The following is a 22,951-nucleotide window of genomic DNA, read 5'->3' as shown; positions in this document are numbered from 1 at the left end:
ACTCTTGTGCGAAAGCTCCCGAGGGATGCCCACGTTATGAATGAACCCCGTTGCGAGGACGAGTGAACGCGCGAATTCTGGTGGTCGATGATGACACCGCGCTCAGCGAGATGATCGGTATCGTGCTGAGGTCCGAGGGCTTCGAGCCCTCTTTCTGCGAGGACGGCTCTGGCGCTCTCGAGGCCTTCCGCACCGTGCGCCCCGATCTGGTTCTGCTCGACCTCATGCTTCCCGGCATGAATGGCATCGAGGTGTGCTCGCGCATCCGCGAGGAATCCGGCACCCCCATCATCATGCTCACTGCCCGGAGCGACACCTCCGATGTCGTCAAAGGCCTCGAGAGTGGCGCCGATGATTACGTGGTCAAGCCGTTCAACCCCAAAGAGCTCGTCGCCCGCATCCGTACGCGCCTGCGCCCGACCCCCGAAGCGACGGCCGAGGAACTTACCATCGGCGACCTGACGGTGGATGTCGCGGGCCACGAGGTCAAGCGCGGTGACACGCCCATCAACCTCACGCCGCTGGAGTTCGAGCTCCTCCTCGCGCTCGCCATGAAGCCCCAGCAGGTGTTCACGCGCGAGATGCTGCTCGAGCAGGTGTGGGGTTACCACTACAAGGCGGACACGCGGCTCGTGAACGTGCACGTCCAGCGCCTCCGGGCCAAGGTCGAGGAGGACCCGGACAACCCTCGTATCGTCATGACCGTGCGCGGGGTCGGCTATCGCGCTGGCGCCTCCGGCTAGAGCAATGCGCTACTTCGACTGGCGCGGGTGGATGGATCGGCTCGCCCGCCTGTGGCGTTCGTCGCTGCAGGTCCGCACAGTCGCGATCACCGTCATCCTCTCGGCCATCGCAGTCTTCATCATCGGTACCACCATGTCCTTCAGCGTGGGGACCAACCTCTTCGATGCGCGACGCGCCGAACTCGAGGCGACGAGTGCCAACGCCACCCTCACCGGCCAGCGCTTCTTCAACGAGGCGGCGGAGCAGGTGGGCACCGACGACCTGGACGTCACGATGTACGACGCGGCGGCAGCGATCGCCAGCGCCGCCTCGACCACCGGGGGTACGGCGTTCGCGATACTGCGGACACCGGGCCAGGACGGCTCGCGGGCACCCGCTGATATCCAGTCACCGGGGCTCCCCGACGACGTCATCTCGCCCGAGTTGCGCGAGGCTGTCCAGACCTCCAACGACTCGAGAACCCGGTCGCAATCGGTCGGGCTGGTGGTGGACGGCGCGACGCATCCTGGTCTCGTCGTCGGGTCGTTGCTCGACATCCGCGGGATCCAGTACGAGCTCTACCTCGTGTACGACATTGAGGATGCCGCGACCACCCTCGGCTTCGTCCAGCAGACCCTCGCCGTGGGCGGCCTCGCGCTCATCCTGCTCATCGGTGCGGTCACGGTGATTGTCGTGCGTCTCGTCGTGGGACCGGTGCAGCTCGCGGCCGAGACCAGTGAGCGGCTCGCTGCCGGTGACCTTGAGGTGCGTATCCCGGAGAAGGGTGAGGACGTGATCGCGACTCTCGCCCGATCGTTCAACGGCATGGCGCAGAGCCTCCAGAACCAGATCGAGCGACTTGCCGCCCTCTCGCAGGTGCAGCAGCGTTTCGTCTCCGATGTCTCGCACGAGCTGCGCACGCCGCTCACGACCATCCGTCTGGCTGGCGACGTGCTCTACGACCAGCGCGAGACCTTCCCTCCCGCGACTGCTCGCACGGCGGAGCTCCTGCACACCCAGGTGGAGCGCTTCGAACTGCTGCTCGCCGATCTTCTCGAGATGAGCCGCTACGACGCGGGAGCCGTCGACATGGAGGCGGAGCCCACCAACCTCGTGCGACTGGCTGAGGACGCCATCGAGTCGGTAGCGGCGCTCGCCGAGTCGAAGGGCAGCGACCTGCGACTTGTGGCGCCTGGCGGCTACTTCGAGGCCGACGTTGATGCTCGTCGCATCCGTCGCATCCTGGGCAACCTGCTCGGCAACGCCATCGACCACGGTGAGGGAAAGCCCATCGTCATCTGGGTGGACAGTGACTCGGATGCCGTGGCCATCGCGGTGCGCGACTACGGTGTCGGGATGACGCCTGCCGCGATGGAGCGCGTGTTCGACAGGTTCTGGCGCGCAGACCCGTCCCGCCAGCGCACCACGGGGGGCACCGGACTCGGCCTCGCGATCTCCCTCGAGGACGCCGCACTGCACGGCGGATGGCTCGAGGTCTGGTCCGCGCCGGGTGAGGGCTCCTGCTTCCGCCTGACGCTCCCGCGTGAGCACGGCGGCGTCGTGCGCTCCTCGCCCCTCGAGCTGCCTCCGGTCGAGGACGTCCCCCTGGCGGTGGACGATGCGTAGGGGCCTCGTGGTGATCGTCGCGGCCGCACTGCTCCTGACGGGGTGCGTTGGCATCCCGACGTCCGGGAACATCGTTGCCGGCCCTGAGATCGCGGAGCAGGTCGACCAGGACTTCGTTGTGCTGCCGTCCGAGCCTCGTCCGGGGTCCACGCAGGAGGACATCCTCATCGACTTCATGCTCGCGCTCCGCGGTCCGCAGTCGGGTTATGCGATCGCGCGCCAGTACCTCGCTGACGACATCGCCGCATCATGGAATCCCGATGAGGGGACCCTCATCCGCTCTGGCGCATACTCGATCGGCGCGGGCCCGGCAGAGAACACGCTGCAGTACACATTCACGAGTAGTGCGGAGGTGGACTCCAACGGTCGCTACAGCGAGACACCGCTGGCATCCCAGTCCCTTGGCTTCTCGTTCGTGCAGGAGGACGGGGAATGGCGCATCAGCGACGCCCCCAACGGAATCGTGCTGTCGCAGTCGAGCTTCGACGTCGTCTTCACCGAGCAGGCCCTCTACTTCTTCGACCCCAGCTACCAGTACCTCGTGCCGGATGTGCGGTGGTTCCCGTCGCGTGCCAGGGTCGCCTCGCGCACCGTTCGCGAGCTGCTTCAGGGTCCGTCCCCCTGGCTCCAACAGGGCGTCGTGGTGAGTGCGTTCCCGATCGCCACCACCGTCATCAGGTCCGAGGTCGTGTCGGGCGCCGCGACGGTGGAACTGAGCGGCGAGGTCCTCACGGCCTCCCCAGTCGAACGGGACAGGATGCGTCAGCAGCTCGCTGCAAGCCTCGATGTCGCCACCGTCGACATCACCGTCGCGGGGATCGAACTCGCCACCCCCGATGGGCTCCCGGCTGCCATCCGCAATCCGCTCGTCGAGTCGGCCGTGCTGCTCGGAACGGCCGACCAGTTCGGCTTCGCCTCGGGCAACGACGTCGCCCCCATTCCCGGTATCAGCGAGCAGGCTGTCGCCGCAGCTCCGTCGGCGGCGACCCTGGCCTCTGACAAGCAGACTGTCGCCATGCTCACGGACCAGGGCGTCGCCGTCGCCCGCTCCGGTGGCTCCGAGGCGACGATCGTCGACCCGCGTGGCGGTCTCATCGCGCCCGCGCTCGATCCTTTCCGGTACGTCTGGTCGGTCGAGGGCACGAGTGCGGGCTCGCTCTCGGTCTTCGAGGCGGACGGCACGCAAGTGTCGATCACGAGCACCCTGCCCTCCGATGCGCGCGTGAAGTCCATCGATGTGTCGAGGGATGGCACGCGCATCCTGTTCTACCTCGAGACGAACGTCGGTCCCCGGCTGGTCGTCACCGGAATCATCCGGCAGCAGGGCACGAACGTGCCGACCGCGCTGGGGGAGCCTTTCGACCTGACGGTCCGCTCCGGTACCCCCGTGGATGCCACGTGGGCGAGCGATCGCACGGTGGCCACCCTCGCGCGTACCGATTCCGGAACCGAGGTCTCCCTCGTCGAGATCGGGGGACCGAGCGCTGGCCTCGGCACTGTCGAAGCCGCAACCACGATCGCGGGCGGCAACGGTGGCGTGGCTGGGTTGCGCATTCTCGACGAAGGCGGCGTCGTGCTGAGTCCACGCGGGAGCGGCGGGTGGGTCGACACCGGCCTTCGCGGTACGTTCCTCGGCACCAAGCAGTAGTTCTCCACAGATCGCGACGCCCACCGACCACGGCCCCCCGGTCGGTGGCACGGTCAGGGGATGATTCGCGATGCCTTCCGCGACGCACGGGCGCTCCTGTTCCCCGTCGAGTGCGCGGGGTGCGGGGTGCCCGACCGCGCACTCTGCGACGAGTGCCGTCTGGCGCTGCGCCCCGCTGTCACCCCGCGGAACGTGGCGGGGGTGCTCGCCCACACCGCGCTGAGGTACGAGGGGGAGGTGAGGCGCCTGATCCTCGCGCTCAAGGAGGAGGGCCGCACCGACATGGCCCGTCCGCTCGCGATCCCCTTCGCTGCGGCGATCGACGCCGCGATCGCCGCGAGCCCGTCGGCGATCCTGGTGAGAGTGCCCCGGGGCCGCAGCTCGTACCGTACGCGCGGCTACGACCCCCTCCACCTGTTGCTCAGGATGTCGCGTGCCGGTCGCGCACCCGGGCTTGCCGTCGCGCGCAGAACCCGCGCGCAGAAGTCCCTCGGCGTCGAGGAACGGCTCGGCAACACCGCAGGGTCAATGTCCGCGAGGTGGGATTTCGAGGGCCGCGAGGTGGTTCTCGTGGACGATGTCATTACCACCGGAGCCACCCTCGCGGAGGCCGCACGCGCCGTCTCGGAGGCGCGCGGAAGGGTCGTTGGGGCCGCGTCACTCGCGTTCACTCCGAGGTTGCAGGGAATCCGTGACATCCGTCTGGGCGAGGACTACGGTGGGGCCTAAAGGCGCGTGAACCGCCTGGCAGATCCGGGCGGCGAACGCAGTGAGACGGCTGGAGGTCGCCATGGAAATCACCATCACCGGACGAAACCTGGGAGTCACGGACCGCTTCCGCGAGTACGCGACGGAGAAGGCGGAGAAGGTGGAACACCTCGCCGACAAGGCGATCGCGTTCGAGGTCAAGGTGACCCGCCACCATGAGACCCGAGGGTCATCCGGGGATGATCGCGTCGAGCTCACCCTCATCGGTCCGGGACCGCTCGTGCGTGCCGAGGCGGAGGGCTCAGACAAGTACGTCGCCCTCGATCTCGCCATGGCCAAGCTCATCGAGCGCATCCGGCAGTCGAAGGACCGCCGCAAGGTGCACCGCGGCAAGCATCGTCCGGTGTCGCTGCGTGAGGCATCCGCCGACGGGTTCAGTGTCGTGGACATCACGCCCGTCACACCCGACGTGCTCGCTGCTGTCGCCACGGGTGAGATCCCGGTGCAGAACGACGAGGAGACGGAGCCGGAGTACTCGCCCGTCGTCATTCGTCAGAAGGTGTTCCCCACGAGTCTGATGACGGTGTCGGATGCCGTGGACCACATGGAACTCGTGGGCCACGACTTCTTCCTCTTCATTGACGCCGAGACGGACCGCCCGAGTGTGGTCTACCGCCGCAAGGGCTGGGATTACGGAGTCATCTCACTCGAGGAAACGGTCGAGGAGCCGCGCAAGCTCGCCGGACGTCGCTAGGGCATCGGCGACGGGGCCTCCTCTCGTGGGGCTCCGTCGCCGGACGCTCGGAAGAGTTTCCCAGCCACTAGTTGCTAGCATTACAAACCGGTAACACTGCCTATTCGTGTGCCGTCAAGTCGGGACATCCCGACGACGTAAGGGAGTCATTGGTGGCGAACGTACTCGAACGTGTGCTGCGGGTCGGCGAGGGACGGCTTCTCCGCCGTCTCTCCAACTACGCTCAGGCGGTCAACCAGCTCGAGGAGGACTTCACGTCCCTCACCGACGAGGAACTGAAGAACGAGACCGTCGAGCTCCGCGAGCGCTACGAGAAGGGTGAGTCGCTCGACGACCTCCTTCCCGAGGCCTTCGCTGCGGTGCGCGAGGCCGCCACCCGTACCCTCGGCATGCGCCACTTCGACGTGCAGCTCATGGGTGGTGCGGCCCTCCACCTCGGCAACATCGCGGAGATGAAGACCGGTGAGGGCAAGACCCTCGTCGCCACCCTCGCCGCCTACCTCAACGCGATCCCCGGCAAGGGCGTCCACGTCATCACGGTCAACGACTACCTCGCGAGCTACCAGTCCGAGCTCATGGGTCGCATCTTCCGTGCCCTCGGTATGACCACCGGCTGCATCCTCTCCGGCCAGACCCCGGCAGAGCGCCGTGAGCAGTACGCCGCCGACATCACCTACGGCACCAACAACGAGTTCGGTTTCGACTACCTGCGCGACAACATGGCCTGGCAGGCCGTCGACATGGTCCAGCGCGGACACGCCTTCGCGATCGTCGACGAGGTCGACTCGATCCTCATCGATGAGGCCCGCACCCCGCTCATCATCTCCGGCCCGTCCTCCGGCGAGGCCAACCGCTGGTTCGGCGAGTTCGCGAACATCGCGAAGAAGCTCGTCGAGGGCGAGGACTACGAGGTCGACGAGAAGAAGCGCACCGTCGGCGTGCTCGAGCCCGGTATCGAGAAGGTCGAGGACTACCTCGGCATCGACAACCTCTACGAGTCGGCGAACACCCCGCTCATCTCGTTCCTCAACAACTCCATCAAGGCCCGCGCGCTGTTCAAGAAGGACAAGGACTACGTCGTCATGAACGGCGAGGTGCTCATCGTTGACGAGCACACCGGCCGCATCCTGATGGGTCGCCGCTACAACGAGGGCATCCACCAGGCGATCGAGGCCAAGGAAGGCGTCGCGGTCAAGGCCGAGAACCAGACCCTCGCCACCGTGACCCTGCAGAACTACTTCCGTCTCTACGAGAAGCTCTCGGGCATGACCGGTACGGCCGAGACAGAGGCCGCCGAGTTCATGAGCACGTACAAGCTCGGTGTCGTTCCGATCCCGACGAACAAGCCCATGCTCCGCAAGGACCAGGTCGACCTTGTCTACAAGAACGAGCAGTCCAAGTTCGAGCAGGTCGTCGAGGACATCGTCGCCCGCCACGCCACCGGCCAGCCGGTCCTCGTGGGTACGACGAGCGTCGAGAAGAGCGAGCTGCTCTCGAAGATGCTCGCCAAGAAGGGCGTGCGCCACGAGGTGCTCAACGCCAAGAACCACGCACGTGAGGCAGCGATCATCGCCCAGGCTGGTCGCCTCGGCGCCGTCACGGTCGCCACCAACATGGCCGGTCGTGGTACCGACGTCATGCTCGGTGGCAACGCCGAGTTCCTTGCCGTGGCGCAGATGAACGCACGTGGCCTGAGCCCCGTCGACACTCCGGAGGAGTACGAGACGGAGTGGGACTCCGTCTTCCAGCAGGTCAAGGGTGAGGTCGAGGAGGAGGCAGCGAAGGTCATCGAGACTGGCGGCCTCTACGTTCTCGGTACCGAGCGTCACGAGTCGCGCCGTATCGACAACCAGCTGCGCGGTCGTTCCGGTCGTCAGGGTGACCCCGGCGAGAGCCGCTTCTACCTGTCGCTGCAGGACGACCTCATGCGCCTGTTCAACTCGGGCGCTGCCGAGGCCCTCATGGGTCGCAGCAACGTTCCGGACGATCTGGCCATCGACTCGAAGATCGTGAGCCGTGCCATCCGCTCGGCGCAGAGCCAGGTGGAGTCGCGCAACGCGGAGATCCGCAAGAACGTGCTCAAGTACGACGACGTTCTGAACCGCCAGCGCGAGGCGATCTACGCCGACCGCCGTCACATCCTCGAGGGCGACGACCTGCAGGATCGCGTCTCGAAGTTCCTCGAGGACGTCATCTCCGAGGTCGTCGACGAGCACACGCTCGGCGGATCGTCGGACGACTGGGACTTCGACGCCATGTGGGCGGAGTTCAAGACGCTCTACCCGATCTCGCTCACCCCTGACGAGGTGATCTCCGAGGCCGGCGGTCGCATCAGCCCGGCCTTCATCAAGCGCGAGGTGCTCTCCGACGCCAAGCTCGCCTACCAGCGCCGCGAGGAGTCCCTGGGTGCCGAGGCAACCCGTGAACTCGAGCGTCGTGTTGTGCTGTCGGTCATCGACCGTCGCTGGCGTGACCACCTCTACGAGATGGACTACCTCAAGGACGGCATCGGCCTGCGTGCCATGGCCCAGCGCGACCCGCTCATCGAGTACCAGCGCGAGGGCTTCGCGCTCTACCAGTCGATGATGGGTCAGATCCGCGAGGAGGCCGTCGGGTTCCTGTTCAACCTGGACGTCGAGGTGTCGAACGCCGGCGCCGGAGCTCCCGTGGTTCAGGCTCGCGGTCTCACGGCGGATGTCGCACCGGCAGCCCAGCTCAGCTACTCGGCTCCGAGCGAGGACGCCACGGGAGACGTCGAGGTGCGCAACCAGCGCGGCCAGGTCGAGCGTGCCGCCACGGCTCGCGCCCAGCAGGCTCAGCGTGCTGCCGGGTCGGGGCGCATGACGCCCGCGGCTCCCGCGCAGCCCGCTGCCCGCGGTGCCTTCGGCCAGCGCACGGACGACGGCGAGCAGGCTGCTCCGCTCAACCGCGCGCAGCGTCGGGCCCAGGACCGCAAGGGCTAGAGCCGCTCGCGTTGCGTGCGCGGGATTTCTCTGACTAGAGTCAGGGAATGGATGCAGGGTCGGTAGCCGCCGTACGTCGGTTCAACCGTGCCGTCACCCAGCGTGTGGGTGCGCTGGATGACGCGTTCCTCGCGCGCGGACGCAGTCTCGGCCAATCGCGGCTCCTCTGGGAGATTGGCGAGACGGGCGCCGGACTCAAGGAACTCCGCGACCGGCTCGGGCTCGACTCCGGGTACCTGACGCGGATGGTTCAGGCGCTGGAGGGTGCCGGGCTCGCCGTCGTCGTGGCATCCGACGGCGATGCGCGCACGCGTTCCGTGCGGTTGACCGACGCGGGACTCGCGGAGCGCGCCGAGCTGGACCGGCTCTCCGACGCGCAGGCGGAGTCGATGCTGGAGCCGCTCGACGAGAGCCAGCGACAGCGCCTCGTGGACGCGATGGAGGTGGTGGAGCGGCTTCTGCTGGCCTCAGAGGTGCAGTTCGAGGTGGTCGAGCCGTCGAATCCCGATGCCCGCGCTGCTGTGGGCGCCTACTTCGCCGAACTGGCGACGAGGTTCGACACCGGCTTCGAGCCCGGCTCGACGCTGCCTCTCGGAGATGAGGCCCTCAGCATGCCTGCCGGCCTCATGCTCATCGCGAGAGTCCACGGTGAGACGGTCGCCTGTGGCGGGCTCAAGCTCCTGGCCGATGGCGTTGCGGAGATCAAACGGGTGTGGGTGTCCCCGGCGGCGCGCGGCATGGGGCTCGGCAAACGGATGCTCGGGGAGCTGGAATCACGAGCAAGAGAGCACGGTCGCACGGTCGTGCGCCTCGACACCAACCGAGCACTCGTGGAGGCGATCGCCCTGTACCGCCGCACCGGGTACTACGAGATCGAGGACTTCAACGGCGAGCCGTATGCACATCACTGGTTCGAGAAGACGCTGTAGGAGTACACGAATGGATCGCTTCGCTTCGCTCACCACCCCGCATATCGCTGACGCCTGCCTGCGGTTGGGTCTGCCACTCCGTATCGCACCACCGGGCCTTCGTCCCGTGGTGGCGGGGCACAGGATGGCGGGCCGCGCACTTCCTGTTCGCCACGTCGGAAGCGTCGATGTCTACCTCGAGGCGCTCGAGACCGCGTCGCCGGGGGATGTGCTCGTCGTGGACAACGGCGGGCGCACCGACGAGGCCTGTGTCGGGGACCTCGTGGCGATCGAGATGCGCGAGGCTGGACTTGCCGGCATCGCCATCTGGGGACTCCATCGCGACTCGACCGAGATCGCCGCGATCGGGCTCCCCGTGTTCAGCTACGGCGCGACGCCGCCCGGCCCGCGGCGGGCGGACCCGCGTCCTGTCGATGCGCTCGTCGCGGCATCCTTCGGAGAGTTCACCGTGACCGCTGAAGACGCGGTGTACGCCGACGCGGACGGCCTGATCGCTGTGCAGCTGGATCGTCTTGACGAGGTGTTCGGCGTTGCCGAGTCCATTCGCGATACCGAGACGGCGCAGGCCGAACGGATCGGCGCGGGTCGGTCGTTGCGCGAGCAGGTGAGATTCGCGGAGTTCCTCGCGGCTCGTGAACGGGATGCCTCGCTCACGTTCCGCGAGCACCTGAGGAATGTCGGCGGCGAGATCGAGGTCTAGGAGATCACAGCACGTTGATTGCGCTCGCGCGCCAGCGACGGTCCAGGCCCTCGAGCCGGATGGCGACCGCGCGAACTCGCGCACGACCACGAACGATCACGACGGCCTCGACCACCCCGTCGGCGGGTTCGCACGTACGTACCGTGCCGATCGTGAAGGCCGGCCGCACCGTCTTCTGCCCCTTGGCGGCACGCGCCCGTGCGGAGAGCACAACCCGACGCAGCAGGTGGCGCTGCACGTCGTCGGTGATCCACCGAGCCACCTGGTCGATGTCACGGGCGCCCGCCAGTATCTCGATCACACAGCGGGCAAGGTTCTCGATCAGTGGTTGCGGGTCCGGCAGCGAGGAGGTCGAGGTGGGCTGATGGCCGAAGAAGTCTTCCGCCGCCACTCGCGCTGAGATGACGCGCGACGGGAGCCGATGCTCCACGGGGATGACCTCGGTCGGAAACTTGATCTCGACCTGCTGTACTGCTGCTGATGGCATCCGCCGCCTCGTTTCTGTAGACGAATCTGTCTAGTGAACGTTGCGGTACACACACCTAAGCAGGTCGGGGGCGCGGTGTCCAACGAGAGCGGTGGTGTGTGGACAACCGTGGCTGTGCAGGAATCGGGGGCAGATGTGTCAGGGCATGTCGCGGTGGCTGGCCAGGTTGGAACCGTTCCACAGGCTTCTGCGCCTCGTCTCCTCGTACAGCGCCTCGATGTAGGACTCCAGGACTGATCGCTCGATACGCCACGGGCCGTCTGCGCCAACACGGATAGCTGGCAGCTCGCCCGAGCCGATGAGGCTCTCGGCGTGGTCCGGTGAGATGCCGAGTACGCGCGCCGCGTCGTCCAGAGTGATGAAGCGCGACCCACCGTCGTCGAGACTCAGGGTGTTCATGCCTCGATTATCTGCACACGGTGCGCCACGGCGACGCCCCTGTGCATAAGTGCCTGCCCGATCCGCGCGCGATGGCCACCATGTCGGGATGCCCCGGCCTCGAACGTTCTCCTCAGCTCGCGTGCGACGACTCCTCGTCGATCCACGTCTCGTCATCGGCATGGTTCTCGTCGTGAGTTCGGTGGCGGGTGTCGTCGCCCTGGTCACGGCGGCGGATGATACGGCCGACGTCTACCTCGCCCCGGGCCCGCTCGCTCCCGGGCAGCACCTCGGCGCCGACGACCTCGTGGAGTCGCGAGCCGCGCTCCCGTCGAGGGGCGCGCGCTACCTCCAGCCCGGCGATGTGCCCGCGGCAGGTGTCGTGGTGCTTCGGGCCGTTGGCGAGGGGGAGGTGATCCCTCGCGACGCCGTGGGCAGCGCCTCGGGCATCCGCCTGTCCGCCGTCGTCGTGGAGTCGGGAGGGTTGCTGCCGGGCTCGGTGCGACCCGGAGCGCACGTCGACGTGTGGGCGGCGAGGGTGGGGGAGGGCGGCGCGGTCGACGCCCCGGCCGTGATCGCGCCGGGGGCGATCGTGGTTCGCCTGGTCGAGTCCGATTCGATCGTGGGGGGTGGAAGCACGGCGGGCGTCGAACTCCTCGTGCCGAAGGACCGGCTTGCGCGTGTGATCGAGGCCCTGGCGCGCGGAGACACCCTGACGGTCATCCCGGTGGGCATCCCCTTGGAGGGCTGATGGTCGACCTCCTCGTTCTCCTGCCCCACCGCGGACGCGATGAACTGCTGCGCGACGCCGAGCGTCACGGGCACGCCGTAGTGGGCCGTTGTGACACCCCCGATGCTCTCCTCCCTCTCCTGGCGGCGTCCCCGACCGCGGTGGCACTCGTTGCGGCGAGTCATGACCTGTTGACCGCGTCGGTGCTCACCGCAGCGGATGCCGCGGGTGTGAGGCTCATCGCCGTGGCAGCCAGCAGCGCTGAGCGGCTCCACGCCGCCGGGCTGGGTCTTCACGAGGTTGTCGAGTCCCGCGCCGGGTGGGACGGCATCGAGGAGGTGATCGGAGGTGCAGCGCGCAGGCGGGGGAATGCGGCATCCGCTCGGTCCACAGTGGGGCAGTTGATCGCCGTGTGGGGCGCTGCGGGCGCTCCTGGCCGGACCACGGTGGCCATCACGCTCGCGGCCGAGTTCGCGGCACTCGGGCACCGGGTGATTCTCGTGGATGCCGATACCCACGCCGCCGCGATCGCCCCCGCTCTTGGACTCGCCGAGGAGGCACCCGGATTCGCTGCTGCGTGCCGACTCGCCGCGGCGGGCAGCCTCACGGTTGCGGAGATGACTCGGGTGGCGCAGACCTATTCGTCGGTCGCGGGGTCGTTCCAGGTGCTCACGGGGCTCCCGCGCCCCGCCCTGTGGCCCGAGCTCGGCGGGCCGGCGATCGCGAGCACACTCGCGGAGTGCCGGACGTACGCCGATGTTGTTGTCGTGGACGTTGCCTCGTCGCTCGAGCATCGCGACCAGGACGATGCCTCGGGGGTGACACGCAACATCGCGACGCGCACGGCCATAGCCGCGGCCGATCGGGTGATCTCGGTGGGCTCGGCCGATCCGGTGGGGCTCTCGAGGTTCCTCCGCGGCCACGCCGACCTGCTGGAGGTCGCCACGGGCGAGGTCACCGTGCTCGTCAACCGTGTGAGGGCTTCCGCCATCGGGTTCGCGCCGCGCGACCAGGTCGCCCAGGCGCTCGCGCGGTTCGGTGACATCCGCTCCGCCGTGCTGGTGCCCGACGACCGGCCGGCGTTCGATGCGGCGATCCTCGCCGGGCGGACCGTGACGGATGCGATGCCGAGGTCCGGGGCGCGTGGTGCGCTCAGCGCCCTGGCCGCCGAACTCCTTCCACCACCGCGGCCGGCGCCCGAGCGTCGGGGCCGGAGACTTTCGAAGCGCACCAGATAGCCTTGGGATGTGTCGACCCTCAGTGATCTCGTCCAGGCGCAGGGGCGCTCCAGCGAAGCCGATATCGAATGGCTTCACCTCCTGGTGGGGGACTGGCAGCTTCTCGCCGACCTAGCCTTCGCCGATATCGTGCTCTGGGTGCCGAGCGCCGAGGGCAGCTTCGTCGCTGTCGCGCACGCTCGCCCCTCGAGCTCGGCGACGCTCTTCTACCGCGACTTCGTCGGTCAGGCCGTCAAGCCGGAGTGGAAGGCGCAGGTGACGGAGGCGTTCGAGACGGCGACGATCGTGGACACGTCCGCCCCCGACTGGTACGAGGAGACACCCACGCGCGTGAGGGCCGTGCCGGTGCTGCGGCGCCTGAGCCCGAGTGGCAGTGCCACCACGGAGCATCCGATCGGCGTCATCACGCGCCACACCAACCTGAGCGAGGCGCGCACGCCGAGCCGCCAGGAGCTGACCTTCAACGAGTGCGCCAACGACCTCTTCGCGATGATCGCGTCGGGCGACTTCCCGGACCTCGGCGCTCCGAGCGGACCGCGCCGTGGCGCGCCCCGCGCATCCGACGGTCTGATCCGGCTCGACGTTGACGGCCTCGTCACGTTCGCGAGCCCGAACGCGCTCTCCGCGTTCAACCGGATGGGTTTCGCCGGCGAACTCGAGGGTGAGTCACTCGCTGAGGTGACGACCGAACTTCTGCACGGCCGCCTCACCGTGGACGAGTCGCTGCCTCTCGTGGTGACGGGCCGTGCCCCCTGGCGCACGGACATCGAGTCGCGCGGGGTGACCGTCTCGCTGCGCACCATCCCGATTCGCAACCGGGGCGAGCGCGTCGGCGCGATCGTGCTCTGCCGCGACGTGACCGAGGTGCGCCACCAGGAGCGCGAACTGATCACGAAGGATGCCACGATCCGCGAGATCCACCACCGGGTCAAGAACAACCTCCAGACCGTGGCCTCCCTCCTGCGCATCCAGGCCCGGCGGACGCATTCGGATGTCGCGCGCGAAGCCCTCGGGCAGGCGATGCGGCGCGTGGCATCCATCGCCGTCGTGCACGACACCCTCTCCGAGGGGCTCACGCAGAACGTCGACTTCGACGTGGTCTTCGACCGCGTGCTCAAGCTCATCGCCGAGGTCGCGTCGAGCCACAACACCACCGTGCATCCCCGGTCGACCGGAAGCTTCGGCCACCTGCCGAGTGAGTACGCGACCCCGTTGGCGCTTGCGCTGACTGAGCTGGTCACGAATGCGGTCGAGCACGGGCTCGCCGGGCGTGACGGCGAGGTGGAGATCGCGGCATCCCGAACCGAGGATCACCTGAGTGTGAAGGTGCGCGACAACGGCGTCGGCCTGCCGGAGGGTCAGGTCGGGTCAGGGCTCGGCACGCAGATCGTGCGCACGCTCATCCAGGGTGAGCTCGGCGGCACTATCGACTGGCACACCCTCATGGGCAGCGGCACCGAGGTCACGATCGACGTGCCGCTCACGTGGCTCCGCGGTGGCGCGTAGCACGCCAACTGCGTGCGATCCGCGGTTGCGGTGAGGCCGAGGCGTGGTGCCGACAGTGCACCAACGACTAGTGCGCCCGAAGCGCACTAGTGCGAACTGCGTTCTCGTGGGGAGTTAGGAGGCGCGGCGAGCGCGGGCGGCCCTGCGCTTGAGGGCGCGGCGCTCGTCCTCGCTGAGGCCTCCCCAGACGCCGGAGTCCTGGGAAGTGTCGAGCGCGTACTGGAGGCACATCTCGGTGACGGAGCAGCGGCCGCAGACGGCCTTGGCCTTGTCGATCTGGTCGACGGCAGGACCGGTGTTACCGACCGGAAAGAACAATTCCGGGTCAGCTGTCAAGCAGGCAGCTTTGTCGCGCCAGTCCATGGTGGTACTCCTTCGATGCTCGCGGTGGGTGTCCGCGGACAGGCGCCGTACACGACGGTACGCCTGTTGGATGGGGTGTGGAAAAAATCCGGGGGACCCGCTCGCGACATTGGGAGCGTGAAATCAACCTCAACTAGAATCGCATACCGGTAGATGCAAATCAATGATTTTTTGGGGAAGGACGCTGTGAGCGGGCCGTCGCGTCATCCTCTCCTCACCACCCTGGCGGTCATTGTCTTCGCCGAGGCTCTCCTTCTCGCGGTGACCGCGCTGTGGCTGATCGTCGAGCTACTGGTGGACGAGCCATCCTCCATCGCGAGTGCCCTCGCGCTCACCGCCCTCGTGACCCTGGCGGCGGTCTGGCTGTCGATCGTCGGCGCCAACACACTGCGTGGCGCCCCGTGGGTGCGCAGCGCGATCGTGGTCTGGCAGATCCTGCAGATCGCGATCGGAATCGGGTTCCTGAGCTACTTCGATCGTCCGGAGATCGCGTGGGTGCTGATCGCGGTCGCGGTGTTCGCGCTCGTGCTGGTGTTCACGCGTCCGGTGATGGCGGCAACCGTCCGCGAGTAGGCCGCTACGCCGCGAGGCCCAGCTTCTTGCGCAGCATCGCCACGTGACCGGTCGCCTTCACGCTGTAGAGCGCGTGCGTGATGATGCCGTCCTCATCGATGACAAACGTGGATCGGATGACGCCCACCACCTGCTTGCCGTAGAGGTTCTTCTCGCCCCACGTGCCGTAGGCCTCGTGCACCGCGCGGTCGGGGTCGCTGAGCAGGGCGAAGTTCAGGCCGTCCTTGGCTCGGAACTCCGCCAGCTTGGCCGGGTCGTCCCGCGAGACGCCGAGCACGGTGTAGCCCTCTGACTTCAGGGACGAAAGATTATCGCGGAAGTCACAGGCCTGCTTCGTGCATCCCTCGGTCATGGCCTCGGGGTAGAAGTAGAGGATCACCTTCTGTCCGCGCAAGTCGTGGAGCGAGACATCCTTGCCCTGCTCGTCGGTGAGTGTGAAGTCAGGCGCGGCAGTGCCGGCCTCGAGTCGTGCGGACATCAATCTCCTTGGGGTCTGACTCATGCTAACCTTGTTCCTCGGCCCACCTGGTGGGCTGCGCACCTCTAGCTCAATTGGCAGAGCAACTGACTCTTAATCAGTGGGTTCCGGGTTCAAGTCCCGGGGGGTGTACGGATCGCCCCGCCAACTCTCGCCAGTTCGCGGGGCTTTTCATTTGCTCGGGCGGATTGGCCACACGCGACCCGCGACGAGAGTGGCAAGGTGCGCGAAGTTTTTCGCGCGGATCATCAAGGCGCGCGCTTCTTGCGGATTCGCCGTGAGAGTCGGACCTCGCGGAATACCCATCGGCGCGACCCGGTTGCCCCGGGCATGACTACATTCGGCATCATCGGTTCAGGCAACATCGGCAGCAACGTGGCACGGGCGGTCATCGCCCACGGGCATGACGTGGTGATCTCGAACTCCCGCGGCCCCGAGTCGCTCATTGACCTCGTCGCCGAGCTTGGCCCGAAGGCTCGCGCGGCGACCGTCGAGGATGCCGCGACCGCTGGCGAAGTCGTGCTCGTGGCCGTGCCGCTGAAGGCCTACAAGGATGTCCCGGTCGAGCCCCTCAAGGGCAAGATCGTCCTCGACGCCAACAACTACTACTTCGAGCGCGACGGACACATCGACGCGCTGGACCGCGGAGAGGCGACGACGGCCGGCCTGATGCAGGCGCACCTGCCGGAGTCGAAGGTCGTCAAGGCCTTCAACCACATCGGTTCGGCGGAGATCCCGACGACGGGGAAGCCCGCGGGCAGCGCCGACCGTCGAGCGTTGGTCGCGGCATCCGACAGCCCCGAGGCGCTCGCCTTCGTCACCGCCCTCTACGACGAGCTCGGCTTCGACACGGTGCCGATCGACAGCCTCGACGAGTCGTGGCGGATCGAGCGCGACCGCCCGGGTTACGGCATCCGGAGCACGCGCGAGCAGCTCGTGGAGCGCCTCGCAGCGGCCACTCGGCTGCCGTAGCGCTCACAGGCAGATCCAAGGTCCATTCGCAAGTATGGACCTCTAGGCTCTGACCCTCGAACGGGGGCACTGGGGAAGGGGGCGCGTGGCAGACCTCGTCGTTGACTCAAGCACACGCCGCCTGGATCTCCAGGCACTCCGCGCCCTCGCCGTCGTCGCCGTTGTCGTCTACCACTCCTGGCCGGGACTCGTTCCCGCCGGGTACCTCGGCGTGGACATCTTCTTCGTCGTGTCCGGGTACCTGATCACCAGGCATCTCGTGGGGGAGCGCCTGCGCACGGGACGCATCCGCCTCGGCCGCTTCTACCTGCGTCGTGCCCGAAGGCTCCTCCCCGCCGCCACGGTCGTGCTCGCGGTGACCGCCGTCATGACCGTGATCGTCGTGCCCACCTACCAGTGGCGCGCCTACTTCGAGCAGATCGTCGGCAGTGCCCTCTACGTTCAGAACTGGGTCGTGCTCGCCACGGCCGATCGTGTCCCGTTCGACACCGCGGTGCTGCACTTCTGGTCCCTCTCGGTGGAGGAGCAGTTCTACCTGGTCTGGCCGCTCCTCGTGATCGCGGCGGCCGCGCTCGCAGTTCGGCTGCGCAAGCCACCCAGGGCGGTGCTCATTGCCGGCGCGGGTGTGATCGTTGTGGCATCCCTCGCCCTGTGGATCATCACGAGCGCCCAGGACTACGACCTCGCCTACTTCAGCACCGCATCTCGGGCCTGGGAATTCGCGGCTGGTGGCGTGCTCGCGCTGCTTCCGGCGCTGAAGGTCACGGGCGTACGCGCGGACGCCCTGTTCTGGGCCGGGCTCGCGGCGCTCGTGGCCTCGATCCTGATCATCCACGGCAACCCCGGGGCGCTCACCGTCATCCCCATCGCGGAGACGATCGCCATCATCGTCGCCTGCAACGCCGGGCTGCCACGCTCGGCCCGGGCTCTCGTCTCCTGGAGGCCCATCCAGTGGACCGGAGACATCTCCTACGCCCTCTACCTGTGGCACTGGCCGGTGTTGGTGTTCGCTCCCTTCATCACGGGTGTGCCGAGCGAGTCGTGGTTTATGGTGCTGCTCCTGGGTTTCGCGGTCGTGCTCTCGTGGGCCACCACGCGCTTCATCGAGAACCCCGTTCGGCGCACGCCGCTCGAGGGCGCGCAGTTCCGTTCGCGACGGAGGGTCCAGGGTCTCGCGGTCAGTCTCGGCCTCGCCACGACGCTCGTGCTCGCAGGCTCCGCGACGTGGATCGCCAAGGACCACCGATCGCTCGACCAGGCCTGCATCGACCGCAACAACACGAGGATCATCAGCGACCCGCAGGGCTGACTCACGCCCTAAGGTGGGCGACATGCAGGAGCATGTGATCGGCCCGTGGGCCAAGTCGTTCCCACCGTCCGCGTGGGGGATGACGCAGCAGGAGTTCCTCGCCACGGCTCCGGCCCTCTCGACCTTCGCCACCCCACTCCTGACCCTCGACCGCGGCGCCATGGCCCACAACGTCGCCCTCATGGCCGAGTGGGCCTCGGAACGCGGCCTCGAACTCGCACCCCACGGCAAGACGACGATGGCCCCGCAGCTCTGGCAGCAGGTGCTCGACGCTGGTGCCTGGGGCATCACGCTCGCTACGGGGTGGCAGGTTCAGGTCGCCCGATCGGTGGGCGTGCGACGCGTCATTCTCGCGAACGAACTCGTGGACCCGGTCGCCCTTCGCTGGCTCGGCGCAGAGCTCGCTGACCCCGACTTTGAGTTCGTGTGCTGGGTCGACAGCGTCGCGGGAGTGGAGGCGATGGATGCGGGGCTCACGCACGCGGCTCGGCCCGTCGATGTCGTGCTCGAGGTCGGGCAGGCCGGCGGCCGCGGGGGTGCGAGGAGTGCGGATGACGCGCTCTCCGTGGTGCGCGCGGTCGAGGCATCCCGTCACCTGCGCCTCGTCGGAGTCGGCGGGTACGAGGGCACGTACTCCACCGTGCGCACACCGGAGGGCACGGCAGCGGTCGCGAAGTACCTCGACCGGATCGTCGAACTCCACGCGATGCTCGAGTGGCCCGAACGCCCGATGGTGACGGCAGGAGGCAGCGCGTGGTTCGACCTCGTTGCCGAGAAGCTGGGCCCACTTCGCGACCAGGCGACGGTGATCCTCCGCTCCGGTGCCTATCAAGTGCACGACGACGGGCTCTACGGAAGACTCACCCCGCTGGCAGACCTGCGTCCGGCGATGCACGGCTGGGCGCGGGTGGTCTCGCGGCCGGAGTCCGATCTCGCGCTGCTCGATGGCGGCAAGCGCGACTTCCCCTACGACGAGGGGATGCCGGTCACCCCGCTCGGCACCGTCGAGAAGTTCAACGACCAGCACGCCTACCTGCGCAGCGACCGCGTGGAGGTCGGGCAGGTCCTGAGGCTGGGGCTGTCGCATCCATGTACAGCCTTCGACAAGTGGCGTCTCATCCCCGTGATCGACGACGCGGACGCTGCCGACCCGACCGTGGTGGACCTGGTCCGCACGTACTTCTAGCGAGGGTGACCCCTACGCGCAGGGAACCAGTTGTTCCACGGCCGTCGACAGAGTCGGGGTGCCGCCCAAGAGCACGATTCGCTCCGGGCCCAGGCGGGCAAGATCGTTGAGTACTCGCTTGGGAACGCAAGTGGGAGGGACGATGTACAGTGGCGCACCCTGAGCACCTGCCAGAGCCGCACCTGCCAGGGCATCCGGAAAGTCCTCCCCGGTTGCAAGGTAAACCACATCAGCGGTGTCAAAGGAGGCACCGTTGAGGTTCTGCGATGTTATGTAGCGGTTGGGGCCGGAGAAACGTTCGTAGCTGAACTCTGAGCTGTAGTAGTCACCGAGCCAGTAGAAGAACTGCCAACGAAGTGAGGGCTGCCCCCCGACTGCCACAGCTTCTTTGACGCCGAGATCCGAGAGGAGGTCGATGATCTGCGGGTTCCATGTCTCGCTCGTGCCAGGAACGAGCATCACCGGGGCGCGCTCGGCACCCGCAGCGCCGCCAGCGGAAAGCGCATCGGCGAAGTTGGCTCCGGTGGCGATGAACACGCGCTCGGGCGGATTCGCCTCAAAGGCGTACCGCACGATGAGGTCGGCCGTTTCGTACCGCGTCGCGCCGGCGAGTTCCACCAGGGGTTGGGGTGCGAGTGCACGGAGCTGCGTCCTCACGGCCGACCCGATAGTAGGAAGGCCGCCGACGATGACGATCTGCTCGGGCGAGAGGCGAGCAATTTCAGTGAGCACCACCGGAGGAATCGTGTCCCGTGACACGAGTAGCAATGGCGCCTGTTGGGATGCCGCGGCCGCCGCCGCCGCGAGGGCGTCCGGGTAGTTCTGGCCCGTGGCGATCCAGAGAGTACCCACCTCGCTCGGGTACCCCTCCTCAGAGATCTTCACGGCAGTCGCGTATCGGTCGATTCCGCTCAGACGCTCCGTGAGGTCGGCCGAAACTGTCCGATCGGCGCGGGTGATGACAGAGACGGTATCGTCGCCACTGTTGGCGACAAAAACCTTCGTTCCGTCCGGGGACACCTGCACTCCACGTGGGCGCAGGCCGACCGGAATCGTCTCGATGATCGATTGGTTGCCGAGGTCAACCACTGACACGGTGCCGTCGCCGGTATTCGTCACGTAGGCGTGGGACCCGACCGGGGTCACCGCGACAGCGCTGGCTTGGTCGTCGAAACCGGAGATGTACTGGGGGTTGGCATCGTCGGTGCCTGAGATCTTGAGCTGCCCGTAACTGACGAGGCTCAGGATCTTCGAGCTGTCCGGAGTCATCGCGGCCTTCGCCCTATGCGAGCCGTAGCCTCCCTGAGAGACAACCTGGCGCGTCGCGGTGTCGATTCCGGTGTATTCGCCGGGCCAGGACCCGAGCCCGCCAGTGACGTAGGCGATTCGTCCATTCGGTGCCATCAGGAGGTCATGCGCGTCGATGGGTACCTCGACATGGCCAGCCGAGGCTCGAGTCGCGGTGTCGATGAACGTCAGTTGCCCATTGATGCCGAGAATCCACGCAAGTTGCCCGCCGGAGCTGAATTCCACTGACGATGGGGATCCAGTAAATACGTCGACGTTGACTACGGCGCCCGTGGCGATGGTGATGATCTGAACCGAGTCCAGCGCGCCGGGGTCCCAACCGACTACCCACGCGTGCACACCGTCGGGTGTGACAGCTATGTCCCGCGGCGTCCGGGCCACTGCAACCGTCCGCACTACGGAACTCGTTGCAACGTCAATGATCGAGACTGATCTGGAGCCCTCATTCGCGACGAGTGCTTTCTTGCCGTCCGGGGTGAACGTGACTGTAGTGGGCATGGTTCCCACCCCGATCGTCGTGGCCGGGGCAGCGATGGCGGACGGGGACGCTACCAGTGCCGCGAGAACGAGGGATGACGCGGAAATGAGAATCGCCACGGGGCGAGCAAGCTTCATGCTCGAAGACTAGCTTGCTTCAGTTTCCCGAAGGTTAACGACGGAACGGCCCCCGCACCCGAAGCGAGGGCCGTTCCCTGGAGGGAGTTACTTCGTGGAGTCCTTCGCATCCCCGTCGAAGACCTCGTCCTCCATCGCGTCATACCCCTCTGCCTGTGGATCTCCGTGCAGGCCCCCGCTGATCGCGTACTCCTCCTCCGGCGACAGGACGAGTCGGTGGCGTCCCCACACCCCGAACCCGATGAGGATGACGACGTACACGATCACGATCGCGATGATCGCGGGCTGGAAGGTCGGGTTCAGCAGGAACCCGAAGAACACGAGGGCGGCGATGCCTGCAGCAACGTAGGCACCGGGGAGTCCCCACGGGCTCTTGTACGGCCGCTTCGCGTCGGGGAACTTCCGGCGGAGGATGATGAACGACACCATCTGCAGGAAGTAGGCGAGAACCGCGCCCCACACCGCAATGTTGAGGATGATCGCTCCCGCGACTGCGCCTGCACCCTCCGGGTCCGCCTTACCGAGCAGGTCGAGCACAACGAGCGCAACGAATCCGATCACCGCACCGACGATGAGCGCGACCCACGGGGTCTGACGCTTGCCCGTGAGCGAGAAGAACTTCGGGTAATACCCGGCGCGGGAGAGGGAGTACATGTTGCGGCCGTAGGCGAACATGATCCCCTGCAGTGAGGCGAGCAGTCCGATGAGTGCGAACAGCGCGAGTACCGCGGCGGCCTGGTCGCCGACCATGGCGCGGAACCCGTCGAGCAGCGGCTCGAGGGAGACACCCGTCACGTCCGCGCCGAGGATGCCCGTGTTGAGGAACAGCACGAGCAGGCCCGTCACGATGAGCGTGCCACGGGCCCAGAGCCCTGCCTTCGGGATGTCACGGCTCGGGTTGTGCGATTCCTCCGCGGCCAACGGCAGCTCCTCGATGCCGAGGAAGAACCACATCGCGAACGGAAGCGCGAAGAGGATCGGAACGACACCGTGCGGGAGGAAGGCGCTCTGGCCCTCATCCGGCGGGATGTTCCAGAGCGAGTCCCAACTGAAGAGGCCGGAGAACGCCGCCATGACGGAGAACACGAGGATGATGCCGATGGAGATGATCGACACGACGATCGCGAACTTGAACGAGATGTTGGCGCCCGCCGAGTTGAGGGCGATGAAGACGACGTAGAGGATCACCCACCAGATCCACATGTTCGCCGACAGGTCGAAGCCCAGGAGTTCGGTCGTGATGCCGTTGGCGTACTGGGCGGAGAAGAAGACGATGACGCCGGTCGTCGCGACGTACTCGATGGTTTCGGCGAGTCCCGTGACCAGGCCGCCCCACGGCCCCATAGCCGATCGGGCGAATGAGTAGGCGCCGCCGGTGTGGGGCTGGGCCGCCGCCATCTCTCCGATGGAGAAGATGAGGCCGTAGTACATCGCCACCAGGATGACGAAGGCGATGAGCATCCCGCCGAAGCCGGCGAAGTCGATGCCGAAGTTCCAGCCGGAGAAGTCGCCAGAGATGACTGCGGCGACGGCGAGGCCCCAGAGACCCCAGACGCCAGCCGATCGCTTGAGCGAGCGCTTCTCGAAGTAGTCTTGGCCAGCTTTCGTATAGGTGACGCCGGACACCTTCGTGGTGTCCTTCAGCTCCGCCATGCTTCCTCCACTTGCGTCGGTTCGGGTACAGGCATCATCGCCTGCGGAATTCCCATGAGTTTGTCGGCTATTGGTACTCCATGTCTACCTTTGGATGTAAATTG

At 67.0% G+C, this 22,951-nt stretch carries 21 protein-coding genes and 1 tRNA gene; 16 read left to right on the top strand and 6 right to left on the bottom strand.

All coding sequences use genetic code 11. The features are described 5' to 3' along the window. Positions 1–62: 62 nt before the first annotated feature. The 8 genes from mtrA to HDC94_RS13325 all read left to right on the top strand — a co-directional run bounded on the left by mtrA (position 63) and on the right by HDC94_RS13325 (position 10,051). A complete protein-coding gene (gene mtrA, locus HDC94_RS13360; RefSeq protein ID WP_179498370.1) occupies positions 63–743 on the top strand; it encodes an MtrAB system response regulator MtrA in 681 nt (226 codons plus the stop codon). Positions 744–747: 4 nt separating this feature from the next. Continuing rightward, positions 748–2,349 (top strand): MtrAB system histidine kinase MtrB, encoded by a 1,602-nt coding sequence (mtrB, locus tag HDC94_RS13355; RefSeq protein WP_179498368.1) that lies wholly within the window; start codon positions 748–750, stop codon positions 2,347–2,349. After that, a complete protein-coding gene (locus tag HDC94_RS13350) occupies positions 2,342–3,997 on the top strand; it encodes an LpqB family beta-propeller domain-containing protein (protein WP_179498366.1) in 1,656 nt (551 codons plus the stop codon). Before mtrB ends, HDC94_RS13350 begins: the two co-directional genes overlap by 8 nt. A 60-nt stretch (positions 3,998–4,057) precedes the next feature. Then, positions 4,058–4,726, top strand: coding sequence for a ComF family protein (locus HDC94_RS13345; protein ID WP_179498364.1), 669 nt, complete (start codon positions 4,058–4,060; stop codon positions 4,724–4,726). Between the two features lie 61 nt (positions 4,727–4,787). Continuing rightward, the gene (gene hpf / locus HDC94_RS13340; protein WP_179498362.1) at positions 4,788–5,459 is read left to right on the top strand and encodes a ribosome hibernation-promoting factor, HPF/YfiA family; all 672 of its coding nucleotides are present in this window, start codon (positions 4,788–4,790) and stop codon (positions 5,457–5,459) included. 152 nt (positions 5,460–5,611) lie between these two features. Further along, positions 5,612–8,422: a preprotein translocase subunit SecA gene (secA, locus tag HDC94_RS13335; protein ID WP_179498360.1), complete on the top strand. Its 2,811-nt coding sequence runs from the start codon at positions 5,612–5,614 to the stop codon at positions 8,420–8,422. A gap of 47 nt (positions 8,423–8,469) precedes the next feature. Continuing rightward, positions 8,470–9,351 carry a helix-turn-helix domain-containing GNAT family N-acetyltransferase gene (locus HDC94_RS13330; protein WP_179498358.1) on the top strand — a complete coding sequence of 294 codons (882 nt, stop codon included), beginning with the start codon at positions 8,470–8,472 and terminating at the stop codon, positions 9,349–9,351. 10 nt (positions 9,352–9,361) lie between these two features. Beyond that, positions 9,362–10,051: an RraA family protein gene (locus tag HDC94_RS13325; protein ID WP_179498356.1), complete on the top strand. Its 690-nt coding sequence runs from the start codon at positions 9,362–9,364 to the stop codon at positions 10,049–10,051. 4 nt (positions 10,052–10,055) lie between these two features. Here HDC94_RS13325 and HDC94_RS13320 read toward each other — a convergent pair whose 3' ends face one another. Next, on the bottom strand, positions 10,056–10,538 hold the full coding sequence (locus HDC94_RS13320; RefSeq protein ID WP_218870587.1) for an Rv3235 family protein: 483 nt from the start codon (positions 10,536–10,538) through the stop codon (positions 10,056–10,058). Between the two features lie 138 nt (positions 10,539–10,676). Next, entirely contained in the window at positions 10,677–10,937 is a 261-nt protein-coding gene (locus HDC94_RS13315) for a helix-turn-helix domain-containing protein (RefSeq protein WP_179498354.1), read from the bottom strand. Positions 10,938–11,025: 88 nt separating this feature from the next. Between HDC94_RS13315 and HDC94_RS13310 the strand changes: the two genes are divergently transcribed. Genes HDC94_RS13310 through HDC94_RS13300 form a run of 3 tightly spaced genes read left to right on the top strand, consistent with a single transcriptional unit; the run spans position 11,026 to position 14,390 of the window. After that, the gene (locus HDC94_RS13310) at positions 11,026–11,667 is read left to right on the top strand and encodes a hypothetical protein (protein WP_179498352.1); all 642 of its coding nucleotides are present in this window, start codon (positions 11,026–11,028) and stop codon (positions 11,665–11,667) included. After that, positions 11,667–12,884 carry a tyrosine-protein kinase family protein gene (locus tag HDC94_RS13305; protein WP_179498350.1) on the top strand — a complete coding sequence of 406 codons (1,218 nt, stop codon included), beginning with the start codon at positions 11,667–11,669 and terminating at the stop codon, positions 12,882–12,884. The genes HDC94_RS13310 and HDC94_RS13305 overlap by 1 nt, the downstream gene beginning before the upstream one ends. Positions 12,885–12,893: 9 nt before the next feature. Further along, a complete protein-coding gene (locus tag HDC94_RS13300) occupies positions 12,894–14,390 on the top strand; it encodes a sensor histidine kinase (protein ID WP_179498348.1) in 1,497 nt (498 codons plus the stop codon). Positions 14,391–14,504: 114 nt separating this feature from the next. On the opposite strand, the gene HDC94_RS13295 is transcribed toward HDC94_RS13300, so the two are convergent. Then, on the bottom strand, positions 14,505–14,753 hold the full coding sequence (locus tag HDC94_RS13295; protein WP_179498346.1) for a WhiB family transcriptional regulator: 249 nt from the start codon (positions 14,751–14,753) through the stop codon (positions 14,505–14,507). A gap of 153 nt (positions 14,754–14,906) precedes the next feature. Here HDC94_RS13295 and HDC94_RS13290 point away from each other — a divergent pair, with 153 nt between their 5' ends. Then, a complete protein-coding gene (locus tag HDC94_RS13290; protein ID WP_179498344.1) occupies positions 14,907–15,326 on the top strand; it encodes a hypothetical protein in 420 nt (139 codons plus the stop codon). Between the two features lie 4 nt (positions 15,327–15,330). Here HDC94_RS13290 and bcp read toward each other — a convergent pair whose 3' ends face one another. Continuing rightward, positions 15,331–15,804, bottom strand: a complete 474-nt coding sequence (gene bcp / locus HDC94_RS13285) for a thioredoxin-dependent thiol peroxidase (RefSeq protein ID WP_179498342.1) — start codon at positions 15,802–15,804, stop codon at positions 15,331–15,333. A 59-nt stretch (positions 15,805–15,863) separates the two neighbouring features. Between bcp and HDC94_RS13280 the strand changes: the two genes are divergently transcribed. The 4 genes from HDC94_RS13280 (at position 15,864) to HDC94_RS13265 (ending at position 19,271) form a co-directional block, all read left to right on the top strand. After that, positions 15,864–15,936 (top strand) — tRNA-Lys (locus HDC94_RS13280). A gap of 198 nt (positions 15,937–16,134) precedes the next feature. Continuing rightward, the gene (locus tag HDC94_RS13275) at positions 16,135–16,776 is read left to right on the top strand and encodes an NADPH-dependent F420 reductase (RefSeq protein WP_179498340.1); all 642 of its coding nucleotides are present in this window, start codon (positions 16,135–16,137) and stop codon (positions 16,774–16,776) included. An 85-nt stretch (positions 16,777–16,861) separates the two neighbouring features. Further along, entirely contained in the window at positions 16,862–18,085 is a 1,224-nt protein-coding gene (locus tag HDC94_RS13270; protein ID WP_179498338.1) for an acyltransferase, read from the top strand. Between the two features lie 22 nt (positions 18,086–18,107). After that, positions 18,108–19,271 carry an alanine racemase gene (locus HDC94_RS13265; protein WP_179498336.1) on the top strand — a complete coding sequence of 388 codons (1,164 nt, stop codon included), beginning with the start codon at positions 18,108–18,110 and terminating at the stop codon, positions 19,269–19,271. A 12-nt stretch (positions 19,272–19,283) separates the two neighbouring features. On the opposite strand, the gene HDC94_RS13260 is transcribed toward HDC94_RS13265, so the two are convergent. Both HDC94_RS13260 and HDC94_RS13255 read right to left on the bottom strand, forming a co-directional pair. Continuing rightward, positions 19,284–21,194 carry a cell wall-binding repeat-containing protein gene (locus HDC94_RS13260; RefSeq protein ID WP_179498334.1) on the bottom strand — a complete coding sequence of 637 codons (1,911 nt, stop codon included), beginning with the start codon at positions 21,192–21,194 and terminating at the stop codon, positions 19,284–19,286. A gap of 87 nt (positions 21,195–21,281) precedes the next feature. After that, positions 21,282–22,847: an amino acid permease gene (locus tag HDC94_RS13255; RefSeq protein WP_179498332.1), complete on the bottom strand. Its 1,566-nt coding sequence runs from the start codon at positions 22,845–22,847 to the stop codon at positions 21,282–21,284. Positions 22,848–22,951: the final 104 nt, after the last annotated feature.

The organism is Leifsonia sp. AK011, from assembly GCF_013410945.1.
Classification (GTDB): domain Bacteria; phylum Actinomycetota; class Actinomycetes; order Actinomycetales; family Microbacteriaceae; genus Rhodoglobus.
Note: the sequence above shows the minus strand (reverse complement) of the source record. Positions and strands in the feature narration are given on the sequence as shown.

Excerpts from the sequence above, each read along its gene's own strand:
- HDC94_RS13315 (WP_179498354.1), bottom strand. The coding sequence starts at position 10,937 with ATGAACACCCTGAGTCTCGACGACGGTGGGTCGCGCTTCATCACTCTG.
- HDC94_RS13295 (WP_179498346.1), bottom strand. The coding sequence starts at position 14,753 with ATGGACTGGCGCGACAAAGCTGCCTGCTTGACAGCTGACCCGGAATTG.
- HDC94_RS13260 (WP_179498334.1), bottom strand. The coding sequence starts at position 21,194 with ATGAAGCTTGCTCGCCCCGTGGCGATTCTCATTTCCGCGTCATCCCTC.
- HDC94_RS13350 (WP_179498366.1), top strand. The coding sequence starts at position 2,342 with ATGCGTAGGGGCCTCGTGGTGATCGTCGCGGCCGCACTGCTCCTGACG.
- mtrB (WP_179498368.1), top strand. The coding sequence starts at position 748 with ATGCGCTACTTCGACTGGCGCGGGTGGATGGATCGGCTCGCCCGCCTG.
- HDC94_RS13320 (WP_218870587.1), bottom strand. The coding sequence starts at position 10,538 with ATGCCATCAGCAGCAGTACAGCAGGTCGAGATCAAGTTTCCGACCGAG.
- hpf (WP_179498362.1), top strand. The coding sequence starts at position 4,788 with ATGGAAATCACCATCACCGGACGAAACCTGGGAGTCACGGACCGCTTC.
- bcp (WP_179498342.1), bottom strand. The coding sequence starts at position 15,804 with ATGTCCGCACGACTCGAGGCCGGCACTGCCGCGCCTGACTTCACACTC.
- HDC94_RS13255 (WP_179498332.1), bottom strand. The coding sequence starts at position 22,847 with ATGGCGGAGCTGAAGGACACCACGAAGGTGTCCGGCGTCACCTATACG.
- HDC94_RS13265 (WP_179498336.1), top strand. The coding sequence starts at position 18,108 with ATGCAGGAGCATGTGATCGGCCCGTGGGCCAAGTCGTTCCCACCGTCC.
- HDC94_RS13345 (WP_179498364.1), top strand. The coding sequence starts at position 4,058 with ATGATTCGCGATGCCTTCCGCGACGCACGGGCGCTCCTGTTCCCCGTC.
- HDC94_RS13290 (WP_179498344.1), top strand. The coding sequence starts at position 14,907 with ATGCAAATCAATGATTTTTTGGGGAAGGACGCTGTGAGCGGGCCGTCG.
- HDC94_RS13310 (WP_179498352.1), top strand. The coding sequence starts at position 11,026 with ATGCCCCGGCCTCGAACGTTCTCCTCAGCTCGCGTGCGACGACTCCTC.
- HDC94_RS13325 (WP_179498356.1), top strand. The coding sequence starts at position 9,362 with ATGGATCGCTTCGCTTCGCTCACCACCCCGCATATCGCTGACGCCTGC.
- HDC94_RS13305 (WP_179498350.1), top strand. The coding sequence starts at position 11,667 with ATGGTCGACCTCCTCGTTCTCCTGCCCCACCGCGGACGCGATGAACTG.
- HDC94_RS13330 (WP_179498358.1), top strand. The coding sequence starts at position 8,470 with ATGGATGCAGGGTCGGTAGCCGCCGTACGTCGGTTCAACCGTGCCGTC.
- HDC94_RS13275 (WP_179498340.1), top strand. The coding sequence starts at position 16,135 with ATGACTACATTCGGCATCATCGGTTCAGGCAACATCGGCAGCAACGTG.